This is a genomic window from Pseudomonas sp. 5Ae-yellow (assembly GCF_014077575.1).
In the GTDB taxonomy this organism is placed as follows: domain Bacteria; phylum Pseudomonadota; class Gammaproteobacteria; order Pseudomonadales; family Pseudomonadaceae; genus Halopseudomonas; species Halopseudomonas neustonica.
On the sequence record NZ_JACGWE010000024.1, the window covers coordinates 1 to 20,349 of the forward strand.

The window sequence follows — 20,349 nt, forward strand, 5'->3', positions numbered from 1 at the left end:
AGCAACGCGGCATCGTGCTTGAACTCAGTTGAAAACGTACGACGTTGTCTTGTCATGGAACACCTCAGCTATGGCGGTAAATTTACCACCCATTTCGGTGTCCGGGATTAGTAGACCACTACATTGTGTGCTCAGCCCGAAGGCCGCACTGGTTTTGCTTCTAGCTTCTAGCTTCCAGCTTAAAGCTAACTCCCACCCAAACCCGCTTAGCTGTTACTCCAGCGCCGGTAGTTGTGTGCTCAGCCCGAAGGCCGCACTGGTTTTGCTTCCAGCTTCAGGCTTCAAGCTTCAAGCTAACTCCCACCCAAACCCGCTTAGCTGTTACTCCAGAGCCGGTAGTTGTGTGCTCAGCCCGCAGGCCGCGCTGGTTTTGCTTCCAGCTTCTAGCTTCCAGCCCCGAGCTAGCTCAACTAAAGCTTGACTAGCTAATCCCGGCCATCATCCTGTTAACGCTTGCAGCTTGCAGCTTGCAGCTTGCAGCTTGCAGCTTGCAGCTTGCAGCTTGCAGCTCGCGAGCTTGCTCGCGTGTTTATCAGGCTGTTCAAACCTAGTCAAGCATGGTAAAACCGTGTAAAACGAAGCTACTCGCTTGATAAAAAAGGGAAAACCATGACAAAGTCGGAGTTGATCGAGCGCATTGTCGAGCAACAGGGGCAGTTGTCGGCAAAGGACGTTGAGCTTGCGATCAAAACCATGCTGGAGCATATGTCACAGGCACTTGCTACCGGGGAGCGTATTGAGATTCGGGGGTTTGGCAGCTTTTCATTGCACTATCGTGCACCGCGGGTGGGGCGTAACCCGAAAACCGGTGATGCGGTTGAGCTGGAAGGTAAGTTCGTACCGCACTTCAAGCCTGGCAAAGAGTTGCGTGACCGGGTTAACGAGTCGCTGGAAAACAGCTGATCCGGTGTATTAGTCTCGCTGGCCTGCGTTATACTTCGTCCTACACAAATGGATGCGGAGTAGTGTTGCATGCTATGGCTAAAGCGCGCGTTGCTGATCGTTATATTGCTGCTGGTGGCACTGGCGACAATGGACTTCATGCTGGAAAACCAGCAAACCACTACACTGCAATTCCTGGAAATTCAGTCGCCTGAATTGCCCCTGTCTATCTACATCGTTTTTTCCTTTATCCTCGGTAGTATCCTCGGCGTCTTCATTGGCTGGCTGATCACCACTCGGCTGCGTTTGAAGCTGATGATGCAAAGCAACGAGTTGAATCGTTACCGCAAAGAAGTCGATAAGCTGCGCACCCAAGCTGTCAAAGGCTGATCATATGCAGGAACTGTTGTTCCTCGCCTTGTTTGTGGCGGCGTTGGCTATCGGCTGGTTTCTCGGTAGGCGTGAAGCTATCAAGGTCGGCTTTATGTTGCAGCCACACGGAAGCGCGATAGACCGCCATTATTTTATCGGTCTCAATTACCTCCTGAACGAGCAGCCTGACGAGGCTATCGAAACCTTTATCCGCGCCTTGGAAGTCAATCCGGAAACGGTAGAGACCCATATCGCTATCGGTAAGCTGTTTTGTCAGCGTGGTGATGTGGAGCGGGCGATCAAGGTACACCAGAACCTGCTGGCTCGGCCCAATCTAACCGCTCAGCAAGCAGACCGGGTGCAGCTTGAGCTGGCCCGTGACTACCTGGCTGTTGGCATGCATAACCGTGCTGAACGCCTTCTTGATGAGCTGGGTGGCTCTTCATCGGGTCTGCGAGGTGAAGCCCTGGGTGATCTGGTTACTGTCTACGAGCAGCAGCGTGAGTGGTCACAGGCTATCGAGATCGGTGTGCGCCTGTTACGCGAGCGGCCCGGTTTTGCAGTAACTCAGGCCCATTATTACTGCGAGATTGCCGGGGACGCGCTGCAGCGCGGCGATATAAGCGGCGCCCAGCGGTATTTGCAGTCAGCATTGAAGGTGGACTCGGCCAATACTCGGGCCATGTTGATGCTGGCTGAACTGGAAGCACGGCAAGGTAATACACGTGCTCTACTTAAATTGTTGCAGCGGGTAGCCATCGAGTCACCAGACTTTGTTCCGCAAATCTTGCCGCTGGCCAGGCGCTGCGCCGATAATGGCGACCTTGATCTTGCGGCCTATCTGGACAAGGTGCTTGAGCGCGCTGAACCGCCGATGCTGGAGACAGTGTTGGCGCGTAGCGAGCAGCTTGCGCTGCAAGAGGGGCCTGCCAGTGCGCAACGCTTTCTTATGGTGTGGGTGCAACAACAACCCTCTATTGGTGGCGTGCTTGGGTTAGTAAAGCTGCAGTTAAAAGGCGCTGAGTCGATAGAACAGGGCGATCTGCAGGTGTTGGAGAGCCTATTGGCATCGTTACAGCAGCAGCGCCCTCGTTACCGCTGCGAGTCATGCGGTTTTGCCGGTCAAAAGCTGTATTGGCAGTGTCCAACTTGTCATGGTTGGTCTACGATCCAGCCATTGAAGGGCTACGAGGCCGTTTAAGTTTTAATGTGTGATTGTTGAAAACAGGATGGAATGTATGTCGAGCACTAGCCCTATCATCGTCGCGCTGGATTTTCCTGATGCGCCTGCAGCGATGCGCATGGCCGACCAGTTGGATCCGGCTCGCTGTCGGGTCAAGGTGGGTAAGGAGTTGTTTACCAGTAGCGGGCCAGCCGTAGTTGAAGCGCTGCAGTACAAGGGCTTTGAAGTGTTTCTTGATCTCAAGTTTCATGACATTCCCAACACCACAGCCAGCGCGGTTCAGGCTGCTGCAGAGCTGGGTGTATGGATGGTGAACGTGCACGCCGGCGGTGGCAGACGGATGATGGAAGCCTGCCGCGATATTCTGGAGCGGCGCAGTAATCGTCCTTTGTTGACGGCGGTGACCATTCTGACCAGTCTGGAGCAGGAAGACTTGCAGGAAGTAGGCATAGATATTGAGCCTATGGTGCAGGTGCAGCGTCTGGCACGGTTGACCCAGGAGTGCGGACTGGACGGTGTGGTTTGTTCGGCGCGCGAGGCCAAGGCATTGCGCAATGCGCTAGGTGACAACTTCCTGCTGGTTACTCCGGGTATTCGACCTGCGGAAAGCAGTGCAGACGATCAGAAACGCATCGTCACGCCATCACAGGCGCTGGAGAACGGGAGTAGCTATCTCGTGGTGGGAAGGCCAATCACCAAGGCGGAAAAGCCGGAGCAGGCGCTGGAGGCTATCCTGGCTACGCTTTGAGTCGCCACTAGTCAGTCAGCCAATAAAAAACGCCGCATCATGCGGCGTTTTTTATTGGCTCAGAGAAGGCCTAAAGCGGTATTACTCACCAATCTGTGATTGCTGGTAGTTCTCCAGACCGACCTTGTCGATCAGGTTAAGCTGGGTTTCCAGCCAGTCTACATGCTCTTCTTCTGATTCGAGGATGTCCTCAAGCAGTTCGCGGCTGCCGTAGTCACCTGCCTCTTCGCAGTAAGCGATAGCGTTCTTGAGGTCGGGGATGCCTTTCATTTCCAGCTTGAGGTCGCATTCCAGTATTTCGCGGGTGTTTTCACCGATCATCAAGCGCCCCAAATCCTGCAGGTTCGGCAGGCCTTCGAGAAACAGAATGCGTTTGATGAGCACATCTGCATGCTTCATCTCATCGATTGATTCGTGGTACTCGTGTTCGCCAAGCTTGTTCAATCCCCAGTCCTGCAGCATGCGTGCGTGCAGAAAATACTGATTGATAGCGACCAGTTCATTGGCAAGGATGGTATTGAGATGCTGGATGACTTTCTTGTCGCCTTTCATGCGTTGGGCCCTCGAAAACAGTTAGTTCTCAAGTGTGGTCCGCCGGCTGACTTCTGTCAAATATAAGTGTTTGAAAAGAAAGGGATTAAAAATGATTATCAGTCTGTATTGGCAGCGCTGGATCAGGCTGCGACAAATTGCGCATTGGGTAGCGCGCCCGCCTGATTGCTGGTCATGCTTTCCAGCAGAATGGACTTGCAGTCACGTGCGCACTTACCGCATTGGGTAGCCACATCCAGGTCGGCACGAAGGTCGCGCATGGAACAGGCACCCTGGTTAATGGCGTCCTTGATCTGGTTGTCAGTAATACCCTTGCAGAGGCAAACGTACATGCAGGCTCTCCAATCAATCAATGGTTTTAGCAGCTGATGGGTTGCATCGTAATGCTAATGAGAATGATTGTCAAAGTATATGGTCGTCTTATTTTCCCTGGCTGCAGTCGAGTGCCTGAAGGTCCTCCTGCAGCGCATTGAGTCGTGAGACAAAGTGCGCTTGCTGTTCTGCCGTTGAGGCTCGCATGACCTGTACCATTAACTGAATCAGAGCCTGTTTTGAGCGTGGTTCCTGCTCGCGGTAGGCGGGGGACTGTAATGCTCGGTAGTCGACCAGCAGCTGATAAATCCGCTGGCTGAAATCGCTTTGCTGCCGCGTAGGCAACTCCTGAATCAGGAGCCCTTGCCAAGCGCGACGGTTATCGAGCCATATTTTATTATTGCCATCACGATTAGCCGCCCATCGTTCAATGGCTGCGGACTGAGATGCATTGAGTCCTCCCAGCCAGGTTTCCAGCTGGTCGCTGACCTTGTCTACGCTTTCGGCCCGTCGTTCTTCTGCTGGTGGGTAAACCAGCTCTGCATATTTTTCGTCCAGCTCCCTGGCCATATTTTGGCTGAGTTCCTGCACCTGCTGGTGATCCAGGCGGCGCAGTAAGCCGCTCATAAGGGGCGCTGAGCGTGCCAGCAAGCGGTCGGCTGCCTCCTGTGCGCGGCGGGCATCGGCTTCAAGTAGCGCTGCATCCAGCTGTGGGCTGAGCAAATGATTACCGGCTATCGTCAAGGCCTCCCGGTAGCGTGGTATTTCCTGCTGGCAATGCCATTGCAGAGCAACATCAAGTTGATTATCGAACCAGGCTTGTTGCTCGCCATTAAGATCGACCAGTTGATTGACCTTGCGGCTGATCAGCCAGTCGAGGTTTCGATACGCCAGCTGTGTAGCGCTGCAGCCGTTGAGAACAGCAAGGCACAACAAGATAGTTGCTACTCGAAGTAGAGTGGCGTTTTGGCGCTGATGGCTATCTCGCTGTGGTTTCATCAGCGTCCCGTCAGTTGAGTATGCCGTTGATCACGGCCTCGATGAGGCCGGTGGCAGATCGTACCAGCACAGCGTTGTCACCAACCTGTCGCCAATCATAGCCGCTGTAGCTGGGTAACAGCCGGTTCAGTCGTGGATCAAGTCGTTTGGCGATACCGGGTGGCAGCGCTTTACCCCGTTCCAGGTTTCTTTGGATTCCTGGTGGCAGTCTATCTACCTGGCCAGCGTACCGGCTGTTGTCACGGAAAATATCACGAATCAACTGGCTGTCGATGTTGATGCGCGTGTCTGCTTGACTGCGTGGGTCCGGTTGGTGGCCCTGACCTGTCTCGTTGTGTGGTTTGGCTTGCAGCGCGGGCGCCAGTGTCAGCATTGCCATGCTGGCGGCAATTATCAGGTGTCTGGATGTCTTCATCGCTGGGTGCTCCTGCACTGTATTGATTATTGACGTTATCAGTACTTGGAGTGACCTGCCGCGCGTAGGTTCAACGGCTGGCGGAGCTTGGCTGACGCACGGTGAGCATCCACAGCAGGCTCCAGACCAGCGCGACAGCACCAAGCCAAAGGGTATCTGGTAGTTGACCGCCCATGTCTAACCAGAGCCTGGCAAACCAGGGCGCGAGCAGCTGAGTCAGGCCGTATAGCGCAATCAACGCCGCCGACAACCTGGGGCCCTGATTGGGTTGCAGGGACCGCCCCAGGAGCTGGGTCAGTAACACCGCACCGAGGAAACTACTGCCCATCAGTAATGCGCAAAGCGGAAGGCCGATAGCTGAAGGTAGCAGGAGCGCGGCAAACACGCTGATGCCTTGTATCGCGTAGTTGCTGATCAGTGCGTTGCGGTCACCCATGAGCTGACCTAGCTTGTTCCAGACCCAGGCTGAGGGCAGGGTGGCGAAAGCCAGAATCAGCCAGCTTTGGGTGACCAGAGGGTGCTGGCTGCCCAGCTGCAAGCTGGCAATCAGTGGCAGAAAGGTCATCGGCAGGATGTAGCCCAGGCCAGCACCCGCATAGGCGAGGAAAAGCGGCCTGCTGTGACGATCAAATAATGGACGTTTGGCTATCGTCTGCTGCTGGTGTTCGGGGGGCAGGGCCATACCCGATAGTACCCAGGCTCCCCATACGGCGAGCGGCAAGCTCAGCAGTGCCGCTGGCCACCAACGGGTTGCTGCATGCAGGTCCAGGGCGGGTGGATTGGCTAGTACTCCGGATAGAACCAGTCCGCAACCGACGCCAAGATAGGCAAGACCACTGAGCGCAAGGCGCAGGCGGGCGGCGAGCCATTCCATCAGCAGGGCGGGCACCATAACAAAGACCATGCCGTTACTCAGGCCATTTAACAGACGCATGGCGAGAAGGCTGGCGTACTCATTACTTTGGGTCAGGCCGAGCAGGGTGAGGCAGTGCAGGCCCAGAGCTGCGGGTATGGCTATGCGCAATTGCTGCGGGCTATGCCAACGAATGGCTGCCAGCGCGCCCAGTAGATAGCCGACGTAGTTCCAGCTAGCCAGGTCTGCGGCCTGCGCGACCGTGAGTTGGCCGTCGGCAACCAGCAGTGGCAGCAGCGGAGTGTAGATAAAACGACCGAGCCCATGCACGACCAGCAGTAGGCAGGCAGCAGCGACAACGGCGGTACTCGGTGCTGGTTGAGATCTTGGCATGGGTGGGCCCGGTTAGCGGTAAAGGCTCTATTGGATAAGCGTGGGCACACTACACGCTGACTAAGCGGTTATCCAATAATGTATATGAATGTTGCATGCTAGCGGAGCTGATTTTGGTGTTTTGGTGTCGATAATGCCGCCTTTTTCAGTGAAAGTGCTGCTATATGTCTGTTTTTTGTACCAAGTGAGAGGGTGTAAGCGTTATCGGGAAGGCGTAGTCGCCGCCAACTCTGCTTGTTTGACGGCTGCTCAGCCGACAAAGCTTGATATAGAGTAGACAGGCGTACACAGCACAGGAAGCTGGGCACGCGATGAGACAACAATGACAAAAAAGCGGCCATCAGGCACGCAAGGTTCTCTCCAGGAGATAGGCATGTCCGCATCCGGCGTTTTGAAGCGCTCCACTATTCTTATCCACGGTTCAATTGGTATGCCGTTGGCCATCATTGGTTACCCTCTGGTGGTTTACCTTCCTCCGTTCTATGCCCAGGAAGTAGGCCTGAATATGGCGCTCATGGCGCTGGTTCTGGTCTTTGCACGCATCACCGATGTGGTCACGGACCCCTTGATTGGTACGCTCAGTGATCGCTGGCAAACCCGCATCGGTCGCCGTAAGCCCTGGTTGATCATGGGCGTTCCGCTCATGCTGATTGGCACCATCATGATTTTCATGCCGCCTGACGGCGTGGGCATTGCTCACCTGTTGGGCTGGACGGTGCTCATGTATCTGGGTTGGACGATGGTGACCTTGCCTTATGGCGCCTGGGGAGCCGAGTTATCCAGCCTTTATCACCAGCGCAGCCGGGTGGTTGCCTCGCGTGAAGGCTTCGTGCTGATTGGCCTGTTTCTGGCCGCGTTGGCGCCAGCCATAGTGCAGGCTTTGGGTGCGCGCTATCAGGCAGGGCACACCGACGGCTTTTTAATGGAGTCTGCGGTCTGGTTGTTTGGTCGGGATGGTGAACTGGGTATCGGGTACGGCCCCATACTGGCGGTCATGGCGTGGTTGATGATCATTCTGTTGCCGCTAACGGTTTTACTCGTGGTTGCGCGGGTCAAGGAAGCACCGCCGCAATCTATACAGCGCACGGAGTGGAAGAAAGGTTTGCGCGTGTTGCGCAACAACGGCCCCTTTAAACGCATGATTCTGATGCTGCTGATCGTGGTAACCGGGGAGTCGTTCCGTAATGCGCTCTCGGTGTTTTTTATGCAGCACATTATTCAGATTCAGGCGCAGATAGGTTTGATGTATCTGCTGTATTTTGGCGTCGGTATTCTTGGTATTCCCTTCTGGCTTTACTTGGGTAAGCGCATTGGTAAGCACCGCGCGTTTTGTGTGGCGCTGGGCGTGTCCAGTGCCAGTATTCTCGGCATGTTCTTTCTGCAAGCCGGGCAGCTCACCGCCTTTGCGCTGATGTTCTGCGTCAAAGGGTTCTGTTTTGCGGCCTTCCAGTTTTTACCGTTATCGATGCTGGCGGATATCGTTGACCTCGATACCGCGCGTAGCAAGGAGCACCGTACCGGACTGTTTTTTGCGATCTCAGGTATGGCGCAAAAGATGGCAATGGCGCTCGGGCTGGGTTTGTCGTTGGGCCTACTGGCAGTGGTAGGGTTTGACGCCAAAATGGTTGAGCATAGCGCCAGCCAGTTAATGTCGTTGCGCGTGCTCTATATTCTTGGGCCGGTGCTGCTCTACATGGCCGCGTTTGCGATCGCCTGGAAGTACCCGCTGACAGCTGCGCGCCAGGAGCGGATTCATCAGTGGGTCGAGCGGCGCAAGGTGCGTTTGGCTATCGCTCGTTGATTGTCAGGCGGCTGTGGTAAACAGCCGCCTTTTAGTCTTCGGAGCTTTGCGCAGCGTGCCAGGTTTCTCGATTTTGCGGTGAAATGCATCGTGTTGCTTCCGCTTTAAGCGTTTCCTTGGGTATGCTGGCGTCCTTATTTGTTCTGATGTTTTATATAAGGAAACACCGGCCCATGGCTGAGCACTCGCAATTTCGTTTGTTGGGCAGCAAGCGCTTCTTACCCTTCTTTCTCAGCCAGTTGCTGGGTGCCTTCAACGACAACCTGTTCAAGCAGGCACTGATTCTCGCGATTCTGTTCAAGCTCAGTTTTTCGGCTGACAGCGATTTGCTGATTAACCTCAGTGCCATGTTGTTCGTGCTTCCTTTCTTCCTCTTTTCCGCGTTGGGCGGTCAATTTGGTGAAAAGTACCGCAAAGACCTGTTGATCCGCCGCATCAAGCTGGGCGAAGTAGGCATCATGCTGTTGGGCGCATTCAGCCTGTGGCAGGGCAATCTGCCGTTGATGCTGGTGGTGCTATTCGCCATGGGTACCCAATCGGCGCTATTTGGCCCGGTTAAATACTCCATTCTGCCGCAACACCTGCACGAAGATGAGCTGATTGGTGGCAACGCGCTGGTTGAGATGGGCACCTTTTTGGCGATTCTCGGCGGTACGCTGTACGCCGGGCTACTAATGTCTGGCGTTGCCTGGGCACATTGGGTGGGTGGTTCTGTGGTGTTGGTCGCTGTGCTGGGCTACCTGTTTAGCCGACGTATTCCGCAAGCGCCAGCGGCCTTGCCCGACCTGCAGCTGGACTGGAATGTTTTTCGCCAATCCTGGGCGATTCTGCGCCTGGGCCTGGTCAAGCAAGTGCCTTCAGTATCACGCTCAATTCTGGGTAACTCCTGGTTCTGGTTTCTCGGCGCTACTTACCTCACCCAGATACCGGCCTACGCCAAAGAGCTTTTATTCGGCGATGAAAGCGTGGTTACGCTGATTTTAACGGTGTTTTCTGTAGGCATCGCTTTAGGCTCCATGCTGTGCGAACGGCTGTCAGGGCACAAGGTTGAGATAGGTTTGGTGCCGTTTGGCTCCATGGGGCTGTCGATCTTTGGTTTGCTGTTGTGGTGGGTCTCAGGCTCGGTAGTGCCAGGCGATCTTGCCTATACCTGGACCGAGCTGTTGGTGCAGCCTGCGGCCTGGCTGGCGATGGGCAGTATTCTGGGGCTGGGTATCTTCGGCGGTTTCTATATCGTGCCGCTGTATGCCTTGATCCAATCGCGTACCCATGAGGACGAACGCGCCCGAGTGATTGCTGCCAACAATATTCTCAACGCGCTGCTCATGGTCTGTTCTGCCATTCTCTCGATTGTCTTGCTGGGTGTTGCCGGATTCAGTATCCCGCAGGTGTTTCTCACCATTTCGCTACTCAACATCCTGGTTAATCTCTACATCTTTAGTGTGGTGCCCGAATTCACCATGCGCTTTCTGGTCTGGTTGCTGGGTCACTCAATGTATCGAGTTGAGCATGTCAATCTGCAAGCCATTCCTGACGAGGGCGCCTGTGTGCTGGTGTGTAACCACGTATCCTTTGTCGACGCGTTGCTGATTGGCGGTGCGGTTCGTCGGCCGGTGCGGTTTGTCATGTACTACAAGATTTATCGTCTGCCGGTACTGAATTTTATCTTCCGCACCGCCGGTACCGTGCCTATTGCCGGCCGACAGGAAGACGAAGCGATTTACGAGGACGCATTCAAGCGTATAGACGCGTATCTGCAGGCAGGGGAGGTGGTCTGTATTTTCCCCGAAGGTAAGCTCAGCGCAGACGGTGAAATGAACGAATTTCGTGCCGGGATCAGTCGGATCCTTGACAGTAACCCGGTACCGGTTATTCCGATGGCGTTGCAGGGGTTATGGGGTAGTTTTTTCAGCCGCGATCCGCATAAGGGGTTTTTCCGCCGCTTCTGGTCGCGGGTAGGGTTGGCTGCGGGAGAACCAGTGGCTCCAGATCAGGCTGCTCCTGCATTGTTGCAGGAGCGGGTACAGGCTCTGCGCGGCGATCGGCGCTAGGGTCTGTTACATGGCCTTGAACTGAACGGGTAGTGCGTGCGCCGCTATTACTCGGCGGCTTTCGCTGCAACAGCAGGTTTGGCTGCTGGCTTGCCGGCACGGGGTGAGCTATAGGTCTGACCGCTTTTGCCATTGGGGATTTGCTGGATCTCGCCGCCGGAAGACAGAAAAGCTTCAATCTGGTTGTCGATCGACTTGCTGGTAGCAACGGCCGCATCGGCTTTGCGCTTGGATGTAGTCGTTTTCGGTGCGGCTGTTTTTGGGGCGGTAGCTTTGGCGGTCATGTGGAGCCTGTGTTGTTAGCGAGTAGTCGGCCAGTTTACTCCTTTTTTTAGTTATTTGCTTAACTTTCTCTTGACCTCGGCGTGGAGAGGCTTTAGTGGATTGGGTTTTGACGCGGTGTTAATACCCTCTTGAGCCCTTGAGGTGCGCTCAATTATGGCGCGCTGTCCAGTAATGCTTTTGGATGATGGTTAGGTCCGCTGCCAGCAAACCAGGATGCTCTGCACAACGGTCATCAATTGCTGCCTGGAAGAGAAGTGTCTGCAATTATCACTGCAAGGCACCCAAGGGGCGGGGTAAAGCTGCTCCTTGGGATTGCCTGAACGCAAGCGATGATGGCTAGCGGTCGCTAGGCTGGCAGGTAAAGCCAGCAGAGTCAGGGCGATGAGTTAGTGCTGATGCCCGCCAGCGCCATGCGCATGACCATGCGCCATTTCATCGTCAGTGGCCGCACGTACATCCAGAATGTCGATGGTGAAGGTCAGCTCACGACCAGCCAATGGATGATTACCATCCACGACTACCTGCGAGAGGCCAGGCTTTACGACGGTCACCTGGCGCGGCCCCTGTTCGGTTTGCAGTATGGCAATCATGCCCGGCTTCCACTTTTTGGCGCCCTGTAGTCGTTTCGCCTGCACTTTCTGAATGGCGTTGTCACGGGGCTGACCGTAGGCTTTTTCTGGCGGAATAGTAACGCTGAAGCTATCGCCGGCGCTGCGACCTTCTAGCGCCTCAGTCAGGCCGTCAATCAAGCCAGCCTGGCCATGCAGATACAGGACCGGGTCCTGCTTGCGGGAGCTTTCAATCTGGCCGTTAGCATCGGCAAGATCGTAGTGAAACTGAACAACGGTTTTATCGGCTATTTGCATCGAGGTAATCCACAGAGACTGAGTAATGAAAGAGCTGCATTATCCAGCCTCAATGGATAGATTGCCATGCTCTGTTTACTCGCCCCACAACTCTTCCAGGCGCGCATCGCGCCCACAGGTCGTGCGGTAGAAGTTATAGCGCAGCGGGTTCTTATGGTAGTAATCCTGATGATAGTCCTCGGCGGCATAGAAGGGCTGGCGCGGCAGGATTTCAGTCACAATGGGGTCATCGAAGCGGCCGGAATCGGCCAGCTTCTGGCGCGATGCTTCCAGTAACGCTTGCTGCTGCTCGTCGGCATAATAGATCGCGCTGCGGTACTGCGGCCCGCTATCGCAGAACTGAGCGTTAGCGGTTACCGGGTCAATAGTCGGCCAGAAAGCCTCCACCAGTTTGGCGTAGCTGGTTTTGCTCGGATCATAAAATACCGCGACCGACTCAATATGCCCTGTGTCGCCGGAAGATACCTGATTGTAGTGCGCCGTCTCGGAAGAGCCGCCGGTATAGCCGGAAATGGTTTCAACCACACCGGGTACCTTGTCGAAGTCGGACTCGGTGCACCAGAAGCAGCCGCCAGCAAATACCGCCATTTCGGTGCCTTCCGGACCCTGCGTCAGGGGTTCAGCGGCTTGCAACAATGGCGACAGCAAAAGGGCCGCGCCCAGCATCAATTGTTTTTTCATGCATCACCTCGTAGCGCAGGAAGTTGGTCGCCTTTGGCGACAAAGCGCAGAGCCACCCCGTTGTTGCACCAGCGCTCGCCGCGTGGCTCAGGGCCGTCGTTGAAAACATGTCCCTGGTGACCGCCGCACCGGCCGCAGTGGTATTCGGTTCGTGGCCAGATCAGTGCGTAATCTGCCTTGGTCCCCATGTGCCCTTCAATCGGCTGGGTAAAGCTGGGCCAACCGGTGCCACTATCAAACTTGGCGCTGGAGTCGAATAGCGGCAAGTAGCAGGCGGCGCATACGTAGGTGCCGTCATCGTAGAGTTTGTCGAGTGGGCTGCTGTGTGGACGCTCGGTATCCTCTTCAAATAGCACGTCGTACGCCTCGCTGGACACCTTGTCGCGCCAGTAATCATGTTCGTGGGTCAGTGGCGTCACGCTCAGGCTGGCATCCTTTTCAACAGCCATGGCTAGCTGGCTGCGCGCCAACAGGGGAATGGCGGGGGCCAGGATCAGCCCGCTTAATAATGTTCTGCGTTTCATGTGGCGATACCTTTACTGATTGAAGCCGTGGCTTATAAACATCTGACGCCCAACGGGCTTATTTGTTACAGCTGGCGGCGCAATTGGGTGTTGAGCAAAAAATGAAGCTGTTTTGCTCTGAGTCAGCTTGGCTAACTGTAGCGCGCAGGATAGAGTTTGTTGTCTGCCAAATAATAGTAAGGAATAACAACAATGTTGAGCATTAAAGATCGTTTTCTCCGCGCAGGGGCTACGGGAGTCCTGCTGGGAGGCTTAATCGCGTCAAATACTGCACTGGCAGCCGAGGCGGCAATACCGCAGCAGCGGCTAGATGCTTTTGCTCAGGCTATGCAAGCGCAGGTTGAGCAGGGCAAGATAGGGGGTATTGCGACCCTGGTCTACCAGAACGGTGAAATAGTTCAGCGCGGCGAGTACGGCTTTCAGGATGTCGCCGCCGAGAAGCCATTAGCCGCCGACTCACTCTACAAGATTTTCTCGCTGACCAAACTGGTCACGGGTACCGGCTTGTTACATCTTTATGATCAAGGCAAGTTCCAGCTGGATGATCCCGTCGGTAAATACCTGCCGCAGCTGCAGGACTTGCAGGTGGCGGTAGCCGAGGGGCCGGACGGCTTTCCTGTAACCGAGCCGGCTCAGCATCCCATCACTATTCGCGAGCTGATGACCCATACCGCGGGCTTCACCTATGGGCGTTTCTCCGAGTCGCAGGTCGACAAGTTGTACGTCGAGGCGAATATTCAAGATCCCGACACGACGCTCGCGGTGATGATGGACAAGCTTGCGCACATCCCGTTGCGCCAGCAACCGGGCACCCTTTGGCATTACAGTATCGCGGTGGATATCCAGGCCAGGCTTATTGAAGTGCTGTCGGGCATGCCGTTCGATGCTTATCTCAAGCAACAGGTATTTGAACCCCTGCAGATGACCGATACTGACTTCTATGCGCCGCCGGAAAAGGCTGAGCGACTGGCGGTATCCTACATGCCGCAAGAGGATGGTTCACTCAAGCCATTGCCGAATGATTTCTTTCTTAGCCAACACAGCTTCCTCAATGGCGGTGGCGGTTTGATCTCCAGCACCGATGATTACCTGCGTTTCGCGCGCATGTTACTGAATGAGGGTGAGCTGGATGGCAAGCGCATACTCAAGGCTGAGACCGTGCGGTTGATGCGTCAGAATCAGTTGCCTGCCGGTGTTGATGACATAGGTCCATTCTTTCCTGGTAATCAGTTTGGTCTCAATGTCGCCGTTGTGAACGACTCGCAAGCAGCAGGTTATCTGCCTGAGGGTACGTTTTGGTGGTGGGGTATTCAGGGGGCATGGGCCTGGATTGATCCGACCAATGAAACCATCGTCCTGGGTATGATGCAGAACACCGACTATCGTCTGTCGCGGCTGATCCACAACATCGCCAGTCGTGCTCTGTACGCCCCGGTTGAGTGAGCCAGTAGCCCTTTAGCTATCGGCTTGGCTGTCTGTATCGCCGCAATGTGGCGAGCCGTCAAAGAGGAGTGCGTAAGTGCTCCTCTTTGCTGAGTGAGGGTAGCAGTGCGATGGATCGATCTCTGCAGGCGAGCGCCTCCCTACAGGCTTCGCCTTGATGGTAAAGCAGCTTGGCAGTTAGTGGTTTTAAAACGCGATTGTTAGGGGGCGCGGGTCGCTTAAGTGCTGGCGTTACCCGCGCCCAGTACCTGCTCCAGTGGTAGTTGCGCATGCAGGTTTACGCTGCCCTGGGCGGCAAATAACACCAGGTGATCTGCTGCAACCCGAATCCCCAAAGTGTCGCCAATCTGGTGGTCCGCGTGACTAGGGAACAGCGCTTCCAGCGCGCTGCCGGTAGGCAGTTGCAGGCTGTAGAGAATATTGGCGCCGAGAAAGGTTTTACCCACGATGCATGCCTGCAATGGGCTATGGGGATCGCCAACCACGTCATCCGGTCGCAGCAGCACGTCTACCGCACTGCCCACCGGCAGCGAGTAGGCACGGTTGCCGCCAATGTTGCCTAGCTCAGTCTGCACCGTTTCGGGTGAGATCAACTGACCGCGAATGAAATAGCCCTGGCCAATAAAGCTGGCGACAAAGGGTGTCGCGGGTTCATGGTAGAGGTTGTATGGCGTATCCCACTGCTGCAATTTGCCATCTTTTAGCACGGCAACATGATCGCAGACCGCAAAAGCTTCACTTTGGTCGTGGGTGACCAGCATGGCACTGATGCCACGGCTCTTGAGAATGTCACGTACTTCGCCAGACAGACGGCGACGCAGCTCCCCATCAAGGTTGGAGAAAGGCTCATCCAGCAATAACAATTTGGGATCGGGTGCCATTGCACGGGCGAGCGCGACACGCTGCTGCTGGCCGCCGGATAGCTCGTGTGGAAAGCGCTTGCCCAGTTTGCCCAGCTTGACCAGCTCCAATAGCTCGGCCACCAGGCGCTTGCGCTCGGGGTGCTTATGAATACCAAAGCCGACGTTGTCCGCCACGCTCAGGTGCGGGAAGAGGGCGTAGTCCTGAAAGACCATACCAATACGCCGCTGCTCTGGCGGCACACGTTTTTCCGGGCTGGATAGCTGCTCGCCATCGAGCACAATGCTGCCGGCGGTGATAGGTTCAAAGCCAGCGATAGCGCGCAGGGTCGTGGTTTTACCGCAGCCGGATGGCCCGAGCAGGCAACCAATGTCGCCTGCCCTAAGGTGCAGATTCAGCTCCGAGACAACTGGCTGCTCGCCATAACTGCAGGCGAGCTGGTTGAGTTCGAGCAGAGGCCGTGACGGGTTGGGCATGCGGCGTCTCCGCGTTAGTCGACGAGCAGGAACTCGACCAGGGCTTTCTGCGCGTGCAGACGGTTTTCGGCCTGATCCCAGACCACACTGCGTGGATCATCCATCAACTCGGCGCTGACTTCTTCGCCGCGATGCGCAGGCAGGCAATGCATAAAGAGTACCGACTCATCGGCGGCGTCCAGCATGGCGGGCGTCACCTGGTAAGGGGCAAAGCGTTTGAGGCGAGCTTCGGTCTCGTCTTCCTGACCCATGGAGGCCCACACATCGGTATTGATCAGGTGAGCGCCTGCGACGGCCTGCATCGGATCGCGCATGACCTGAACGCGATCACCGGCCTGATCGAGGAACTGCTGGCCTGGCTCATAGCCTTCAGGGCAGGCGATACGCAGCTGAAAATCAAACTGAATAGCCGCCTGAATGAAGGTGTTGCACATATTATTACCGTCGCCAATCCAGGCCACGGTTTTGCCCTTGATGGCACCACGATGCTCCAGATACGTCTGCATGTCGGCCAGTAGCTGGCAGGGATGCAGGTCATCGGTCAGGCCGTTGATGACCGGCACGCGCGAATACTGGGCGAAGGTTTCCAGCATGTCATGGGCAAAGGTACGGATCATGATGGCGTCGCACATGCTTGACAGCACGCGGGCGCTGTCTTCAATCGGCTCGCCACGCCCCAGCTGAGTGTCGCGCGGGGACAGGAATATGGCCTGGCCGCCCAGATGAGTCATGCCCGCCTCGAAGGACACCCGTGTGCGGGTCGAAGCTTTCTCGAAGATCATGCCGAGCACGCGGTTTTTCAGCGGCTCATACACCACGCCCTGGCGGTGCAGTGACTTCAGCTCAACGCCGCGCTTGATCAGGCCGATCAGCTCAGCTTCGGAACAATCCATCAGTGACAAAAAGTGCCTTGCAGTCATATCCATACAATCCGATTAACGCGGTCGTCTACCGACCGGAAACAGTGTGCCCTACCGCGACCTGACGGCCCGGTAACAGCCACAGCAAAAAAAGAGAAGCAGCGATCTTATAGGGAAATTCCGGGCAAAGGCAAATTCAGCAGGCCAAGCATTGAGCCCACAGGCTAATTCAACCACTGAATAGCGCTTTATTTTGCCGCTTGCGGCCCCGTCAGACGCGGCTTAGAGTAAATCCAAACTAATAAAACCAGCCTGGTGAAATCGATGTCCGTAACCCACTTTCGCGCTTGTCATTTATGCGAGGCCATTTGTGGCCTTGCCATAGAAACTGATGGCGAGCGCATTCTCTCTATTAAAGGCGATCCTGAAGACAGCTTCAGTCGAGGGCACATCTGCCCCAAGGCGATAGCCCTGCAGGATATCCAGGATGACCCGCAGCGTCTGCGTCAGCCAGTCAAGCGGGTAGGGGAGCGTTGGGAGTCGATTGGCTGGGAGGAAGCCTTTGAGCTGGTAGCCAGCCGCTTTGCCGATATTCAACGCGAGCACGGCAATAACGCGGTCGGTGTTTACATGGGTAATCCCAACGTACATAACTATGGCTCAATGACGCACGGCAACTATTTTCTGGGCCAGTTACACACCAAGCAGCGCTACTCGGCGACCTCGGTGGACCAACTGCCGCATCATCTGGTCTCGCTCTGGCTCTATGGCCACATGCTGATGATCCCGATTCCCGACATTGACCATACCGACTACTTTCTTATGCTTGGCGCCAACCCGCTGGCCTCCAACGGCAGCATCATGACGGTGCCGGATGTCGGTAAGCGCATCAAGGCGCTGAAAGCACGTGGCGGCAAACTGGTGGTGGTCGATCCGCGCCGCAGTGAGACGGCAGAGGTTGCCAGTGAGCATCTGTTTATTCAGCCGGGCACTGATGTGGCACTGCTGTTGGGTTTGCTCAATACCCTGTTTGCCGAAAACCTGACCAAGGCGAGCCCGGTGCTGGATGCCACCGAGGGACTGGACGCGGTAGCGGCTGCCGTCAGTGATTTCAGTGCGGAAAAAATGGCTCCGCATTGCGGGATTCCGGCGCAGCAGATAAAGCAGCTGGCGCGTGATTTTGCCGCGGCAGAACATGCGGTCTGTTACGGCCGTATGGGCGTCTCGGTACAGCGCTACGGCACGCTATGCCAATGGCTGATTCAAGTCATCAACGTGGTAACCGGCAACCTTGATGTGCCGGGTGGCTCGCTCTTCCCAGAGCCCGCGTTCGATGTGGTCAGCAAGGGTAAGGGCGGTCATTTTAATGCATGGCAGAGTCGCGTTTCCGGCCTGCCTGAGTTCAATGGCGAACTGCCGTCCGCCGTCCTGGCCGAGGAGATGCTCACGCCGGGTGACGGGCAAATCAAGGCACTCTTTACCTCAGCAGGTAACCCGGTGCTGTCGACGCCCAATGGCCGACAACTGGATCAGGCGCTGGAAGGGCTGGAGTTTATGGTTAGCGTGGACCTCTACATCAATGAGACCACCCGGCATGCAGACGTCATACTGCCGCCGACCTCGGCGCTGGAGCACGACCACTACGATATTACCTTCAACAATTTCGCCGTGCGCAACGTCACCCGTTACAACGAGCCGGTGCTGGCCAAGCCGGCCGATGCGTTGCATGACTGGGAAATCTTTGTTGGCCTGGGGCAGGCGTTTGCTCGGCAAATGGGGCAGCCCGCCCGCGAGACGATGCCGCCCGCGCAGATGGTGGATATGGCCATGAAACGCGGGCCGCATGGTGATCGCTTGAGTCTTGCCGAGCTGCAGCGACATCCGCACGGTATCGACCTGGGCCCGCTGCAGCCCAACCTGCTGCGCCGGATTCAAACCGCCAGCAAGCGTATCGAGCTGGCCCAGCCCTTGATATTGCAGGATCTGCAGCGGGTTGCCGCCGAACTCGACACCCTGATGCCAAAACAAGGTGAGTTGCGCCTGATAGGCAGACGGCACGTGCGCAGCAATAACTCCTGGATGCACAATTACCAGCGCCTGGTCAAAGGCAAACCGCGAGATCAGCTGCTGATGCACCCGCAGGATCTGAGCGAGCGAGGCTTGCAGGATGGCCAGCTGGTGACTGTGCGTTCGCGGGTTGGCGCTGTCGACGTTAAGGTCAGCGCGAGCGATGAAATGGCGCCCGGCGTCGTCAGCTTGCCGCATGGCTGGGGGCATAACCGCAAGGGCACGCAGATAGAGACAGCCGAGCGTAACGCCGGGGTGAGTGCTAACGACCTGACTGATGAACGGTTCTTTGACCCGGTTACCGGCAATGCGGCAGTCAATGGCTTGAGTGTCGAGGTGGTGGCAGCATAACCGAACGCTTTGCTGTAGAATGTCTGCCCAGCAAAGCGTTCGAATGCCTTACCAAGTTACGAGGATTTACCATGGATGTCATCGATACCATCAAAGAACAGATCGCCAACAACCCGGTGCTGATCTACATGAAAGGCGCCCCGAATGCTCCACAGTGCGGCTTCTCTGCTCGCGCAGTACAGGCGCTGATGGCCTGTGGCGAGAAGTTTGCCTATGTCGACATTCTGCAAAACCCCGACGTTCGCTCTACTCTGCCAGGCTACGCCAACTGGCCAACCTTCCCGCAGCTGTGGATTGGCGGCGAGTTGGTAGGCGGTAGCGACATCATTCTTGAGTTGCATGAGTCTGGTGAGTTGGCGGGTATGGTGAAGGCGGCTCAGCCAGCTGCTTGATCCCACCTCGGCGTCAGCAAAAAAACCGCATTTCGATGCGGTTTTTTTGTTTTTGCACTGTGCTTGAGGGCGTTCTTGCGGCCTGGACAGAGATAAAATTCAGATGACGCAGCGGGCGGTCAGTCTGCTAATTAACCGCGAGCCGTCAAAAAAAGGCTTCAGCGCCTGAAGCGACAAAATGCGGATTCTCAAACCCCGCTTTGCCGTACCGCAGGGGCGAGCCATCAAACACCTGCACATGCCCACCAGCGGCCCGCAGCACAGCGTCACCCGCGGCAATATCCCACTCCATAGTGCGTCCCTGGCGAGGGTAGACATCAGCCTGACCTGCGGCAATCAAGCAGAGCTTGAGCGATGAACCTGCGTTGATCAGCGAGTGCACGGTGCGGCCTTTGAGCAACTCGTCGAGTGCGGCTGTGTCGCCATGTGAGCGGCTGGCCAATACATCGAGGCCGACTTGTGCCGGCCGTCGCGCCTTAATAGCGCGGCGGCCTTGATCATCCTCGATAAACGCACCGTTGTCCCGTGAGCCAGCGTATAGCTGGTTCAGTGCGGGAGCAAGTACCACGCCGAGTAGCGGTTTGCCTTGCTGGATCAGCGCGATATTGACGGTGAACTCGCCGTTGCGATTGACGAACTCGCGCGTCCCATCAAGCGGGTCCACCAGCCAGAAGCAGTCATCTACTGCGGGTATATCTCCGGCGGCGTAAGCTTCCTCGGCGATGATGGGGTAGGGCGTTGCCAGTGCGTTTAAGCCCTGCAGGATCAGTGCTTCGGCCTGTTCGTCTGCGGCGGTAACCGGAGAGGCGTCTTCTTTGCCGCGCACCTCAAAATCGCTATGGTAAATATCGAGAATAAGATCACCCGCCTGTCGTGCGATCTCGACGATAGCCGCCACCAAGGTTGCCTGTTCGCTAGCCTGCATTGCCGTCTCCTTGAACCCGTTGCTGCTCCAGTCATTACTGAAGTTATGCTGTCTAAA

Annotated in this window: 21 protein-coding genes; 9 read left to right on the forward strand and 12 right to left on the reverse strand. The window is 56.1% G+C overall.

What is annotated here, in order from left to right:
* Positions 1-609 precede the first annotated feature (609 nt).
* From ihfB to pyrF, 4 genes are all read left to right on the forward strand, one after another.
* Entirely contained in the window at positions 610-903 is a 294-nt protein-coding gene (ihfB, locus tag H4J77_RS13775; RefSeq protein WP_123891158.1) for an integration host factor subunit beta, read from the forward strand.
* A gap of 69 nt (positions 904-972) precedes the next feature.
* Positions 973-1,272: a LapA family protein gene (locus tag H4J77_RS13780; protein WP_123891157.1), complete on the forward strand. Its 300-nt coding sequence runs from the start codon at positions 973-975 to the stop codon at positions 1,270-1,272.
* 4 nt (positions 1,273-1,276) lie between these two features.
* On the forward strand, positions 1,277-2,455 hold the full coding sequence (lapB, locus tag H4J77_RS13785) for a lipopolysaccharide assembly protein LapB (protein ID WP_123891156.1): 1,179 nt from the start codon (positions 1,277-1,279) through the stop codon (positions 2,453-2,455).
* Between the two features lie 37 nt (positions 2,456-2,492).
* Positions 2,493-3,185: an orotidine-5'-phosphate decarboxylase gene (gene pyrF / locus H4J77_RS13790; RefSeq protein ID WP_123891155.1), complete on the forward strand. Its 693-nt coding sequence runs from the start codon at positions 2,493-2,495 to the stop codon at positions 3,183-3,185.
* A gap of 81 nt (positions 3,186-3,266) precedes the next feature.
* Here pyrF and bfr read toward each other — a convergent pair whose 3' ends face one another.
* The 5 genes from bfr to H4J77_RS13815 form a co-directional block, all read right to left on the reverse strand.
* Positions 3,267-3,737: a bacterioferritin gene (gene bfr / locus H4J77_RS13795; RefSeq protein ID WP_123891154.1), complete on the reverse strand. Its 471-nt coding sequence runs from the start codon at positions 3,735-3,737 to the stop codon at positions 3,267-3,269.
* Positions 3,738-3,859: 122 nt separating this feature from the next.
* Positions 3,860-4,069 carry a bacterioferritin-associated ferredoxin gene (locus H4J77_RS13800; RefSeq protein WP_123891153.1) on the reverse strand — a complete coding sequence of 70 codons (210 nt, stop codon included), beginning with the start codon at positions 4,067-4,069 and terminating at the stop codon, positions 3,860-3,862.
* An 88-nt stretch (positions 4,070-4,157) separates the two neighbouring features.
* On the reverse strand, positions 4,158-5,048 hold the full coding sequence (locus H4J77_RS13805; RefSeq protein ID WP_182248941.1) for a DUF6279 family lipoprotein: 891 nt from the start codon (positions 5,046-5,048) through the stop codon (positions 4,158-4,160).
* A 10-nt stretch (positions 5,049-5,058) separates the two neighbouring features.
* Positions 5,059-5,463 carry an anti-virulence regulator CigR family protein gene (locus H4J77_RS13810; protein WP_182248943.1) on the reverse strand — a complete coding sequence of 135 codons (405 nt, stop codon included), beginning with the start codon at positions 5,461-5,463 and terminating at the stop codon, positions 5,059-5,061.
* Positions 5,464-5,533: 70 nt separating this feature from the next.
* Positions 5,534-6,709 carry a YbfB/YjiJ family MFS transporter gene (locus H4J77_RS13815; protein ID WP_182248945.1) on the reverse strand — a complete coding sequence of 392 codons (1,176 nt, stop codon included), beginning with the start codon at positions 6,707-6,709 and terminating at the stop codon, positions 5,534-5,536.
* 373 nt (positions 6,710-7,082) lie between these two features.
* Here H4J77_RS13815 and H4J77_RS13820 point away from each other — a divergent pair, with 373 nt between their 5' ends.
* Entirely contained in the window at positions 7,083-8,510 is a 1,428-nt protein-coding gene (locus H4J77_RS13820; RefSeq protein ID WP_182248947.1) for an MFS transporter, read from the forward strand.
* A gap of 173 nt (positions 8,511-8,683) precedes the next feature.
* Positions 8,684-10,561 carry an MFS transporter gene (locus H4J77_RS13825; RefSeq protein WP_182248949.1) on the forward strand — a complete coding sequence of 626 codons (1,878 nt, stop codon included), beginning with the start codon at positions 8,684-8,686 and terminating at the stop codon, positions 10,559-10,561.
* Positions 10,562-10,608: 47 nt separating this feature from the next.
* On the opposite strand, the gene H4J77_RS13830 is transcribed toward H4J77_RS13825, so the two are convergent.
* The 4 genes from H4J77_RS13830 to msrB all read right to left on the reverse strand — a co-directional run bounded on the left by H4J77_RS13830 (position 10,609) and on the right by msrB (position 12,917).
* Positions 10,609-10,845 carry a hypothetical protein gene (locus H4J77_RS13830; protein WP_123891147.1) on the reverse strand — a complete coding sequence of 79 codons (237 nt, stop codon included), beginning with the start codon at positions 10,843-10,845 and terminating at the stop codon, positions 10,609-10,611.
* Positions 10,846-11,232: 387 nt separating this feature from the next.
* Positions 11,233-11,712, reverse strand: coding sequence for a peptidylprolyl isomerase (locus H4J77_RS13835; RefSeq protein ID WP_123891146.1), 480 nt, complete (start codon positions 11,710-11,712; stop codon positions 11,233-11,235).
* Positions 11,713-11,787: 75 nt separating this feature from the next.
* Entirely contained in the window at positions 11,788-12,393 is a 606-nt protein-coding gene (gene msrA / locus H4J77_RS13840) for a peptide-methionine (S)-S-oxide reductase MsrA (RefSeq protein WP_123891145.1), read from the reverse strand.
* Positions 12,390-12,917, reverse strand: a complete 528-nt coding sequence (gene msrB / locus H4J77_RS13845; RefSeq protein ID WP_123891144.1) for a peptide-methionine (R)-S-oxide reductase MsrB — start codon at positions 12,915-12,917, stop codon at positions 12,390-12,392. Before msrB ends, msrA begins: the two co-directional genes overlap by 4 nt.
* 192 nt (positions 12,918-13,109) lie before the next feature.
* On the opposite strand from msrB, the gene H4J77_RS13850 reads away from it, so the two are divergent.
* The gene (locus tag H4J77_RS13850) at positions 13,110-14,360 is read left to right on the forward strand and encodes a serine hydrolase (RefSeq protein WP_123891143.1); all 1,251 of its coding nucleotides are present in this window, start codon (positions 13,110-13,112) and stop codon (positions 14,358-14,360) included.
* Positions 14,361-14,578: 218 nt separating this feature from the next.
* Here H4J77_RS13850 and H4J77_RS13855 read toward each other — a convergent pair whose 3' ends face one another.
* Together H4J77_RS13855 and argF are read right to left on the reverse strand one after the other, a co-directional pair.
* Positions 14,579-15,697, reverse strand: coding sequence for an ABC transporter ATP-binding protein (locus H4J77_RS13855; protein ID WP_182248951.1), 1,119 nt, complete (start codon positions 15,695-15,697; stop codon positions 14,579-14,581).
* Between the two features lie 14 nt (positions 15,698-15,711).
* Positions 15,712-16,617, reverse strand: a complete 906-nt coding sequence (gene argF / locus H4J77_RS13860) for an ornithine carbamoyltransferase (RefSeq protein WP_182248953.1) — start codon at positions 16,615-16,617, stop codon at positions 15,712-15,714.
* 264 nt (positions 16,618-16,881) lie between these two features.
* Between argF and H4J77_RS13865 the strand changes: the two genes are divergently transcribed.
* Entirely contained in the window at positions 16,882-18,975 is a 2,094-nt protein-coding gene (locus H4J77_RS13865; RefSeq protein ID WP_182248955.1) for a molybdopterin oxidoreductase family protein, read from the forward strand.
* Between the two features lie 71 nt (positions 18,976-19,046).
* On the forward strand, positions 19,047-19,367 hold the full coding sequence (gene grxD / locus H4J77_RS13870) for a Grx4 family monothiol glutaredoxin (protein ID WP_123891139.1): 321 nt from the start codon (positions 19,047-19,049) through the stop codon (positions 19,365-19,367).
* Between the two features lie 145 nt (positions 19,368-19,512).
* Here grxD and cysQ read toward each other — a convergent pair whose 3' ends face one another.
* Positions 19,513-20,292 carry a 3'(2'),5'-bisphosphate nucleotidase CysQ gene (cysQ, locus tag H4J77_RS13875; protein WP_182248957.1) on the reverse strand — a complete coding sequence of 260 codons (780 nt, stop codon included), beginning with the start codon at positions 20,290-20,292 and terminating at the stop codon, positions 19,513-19,515.
* Between the last annotated feature and the right edge of the window lie 57 nt (positions 20,293-20,349).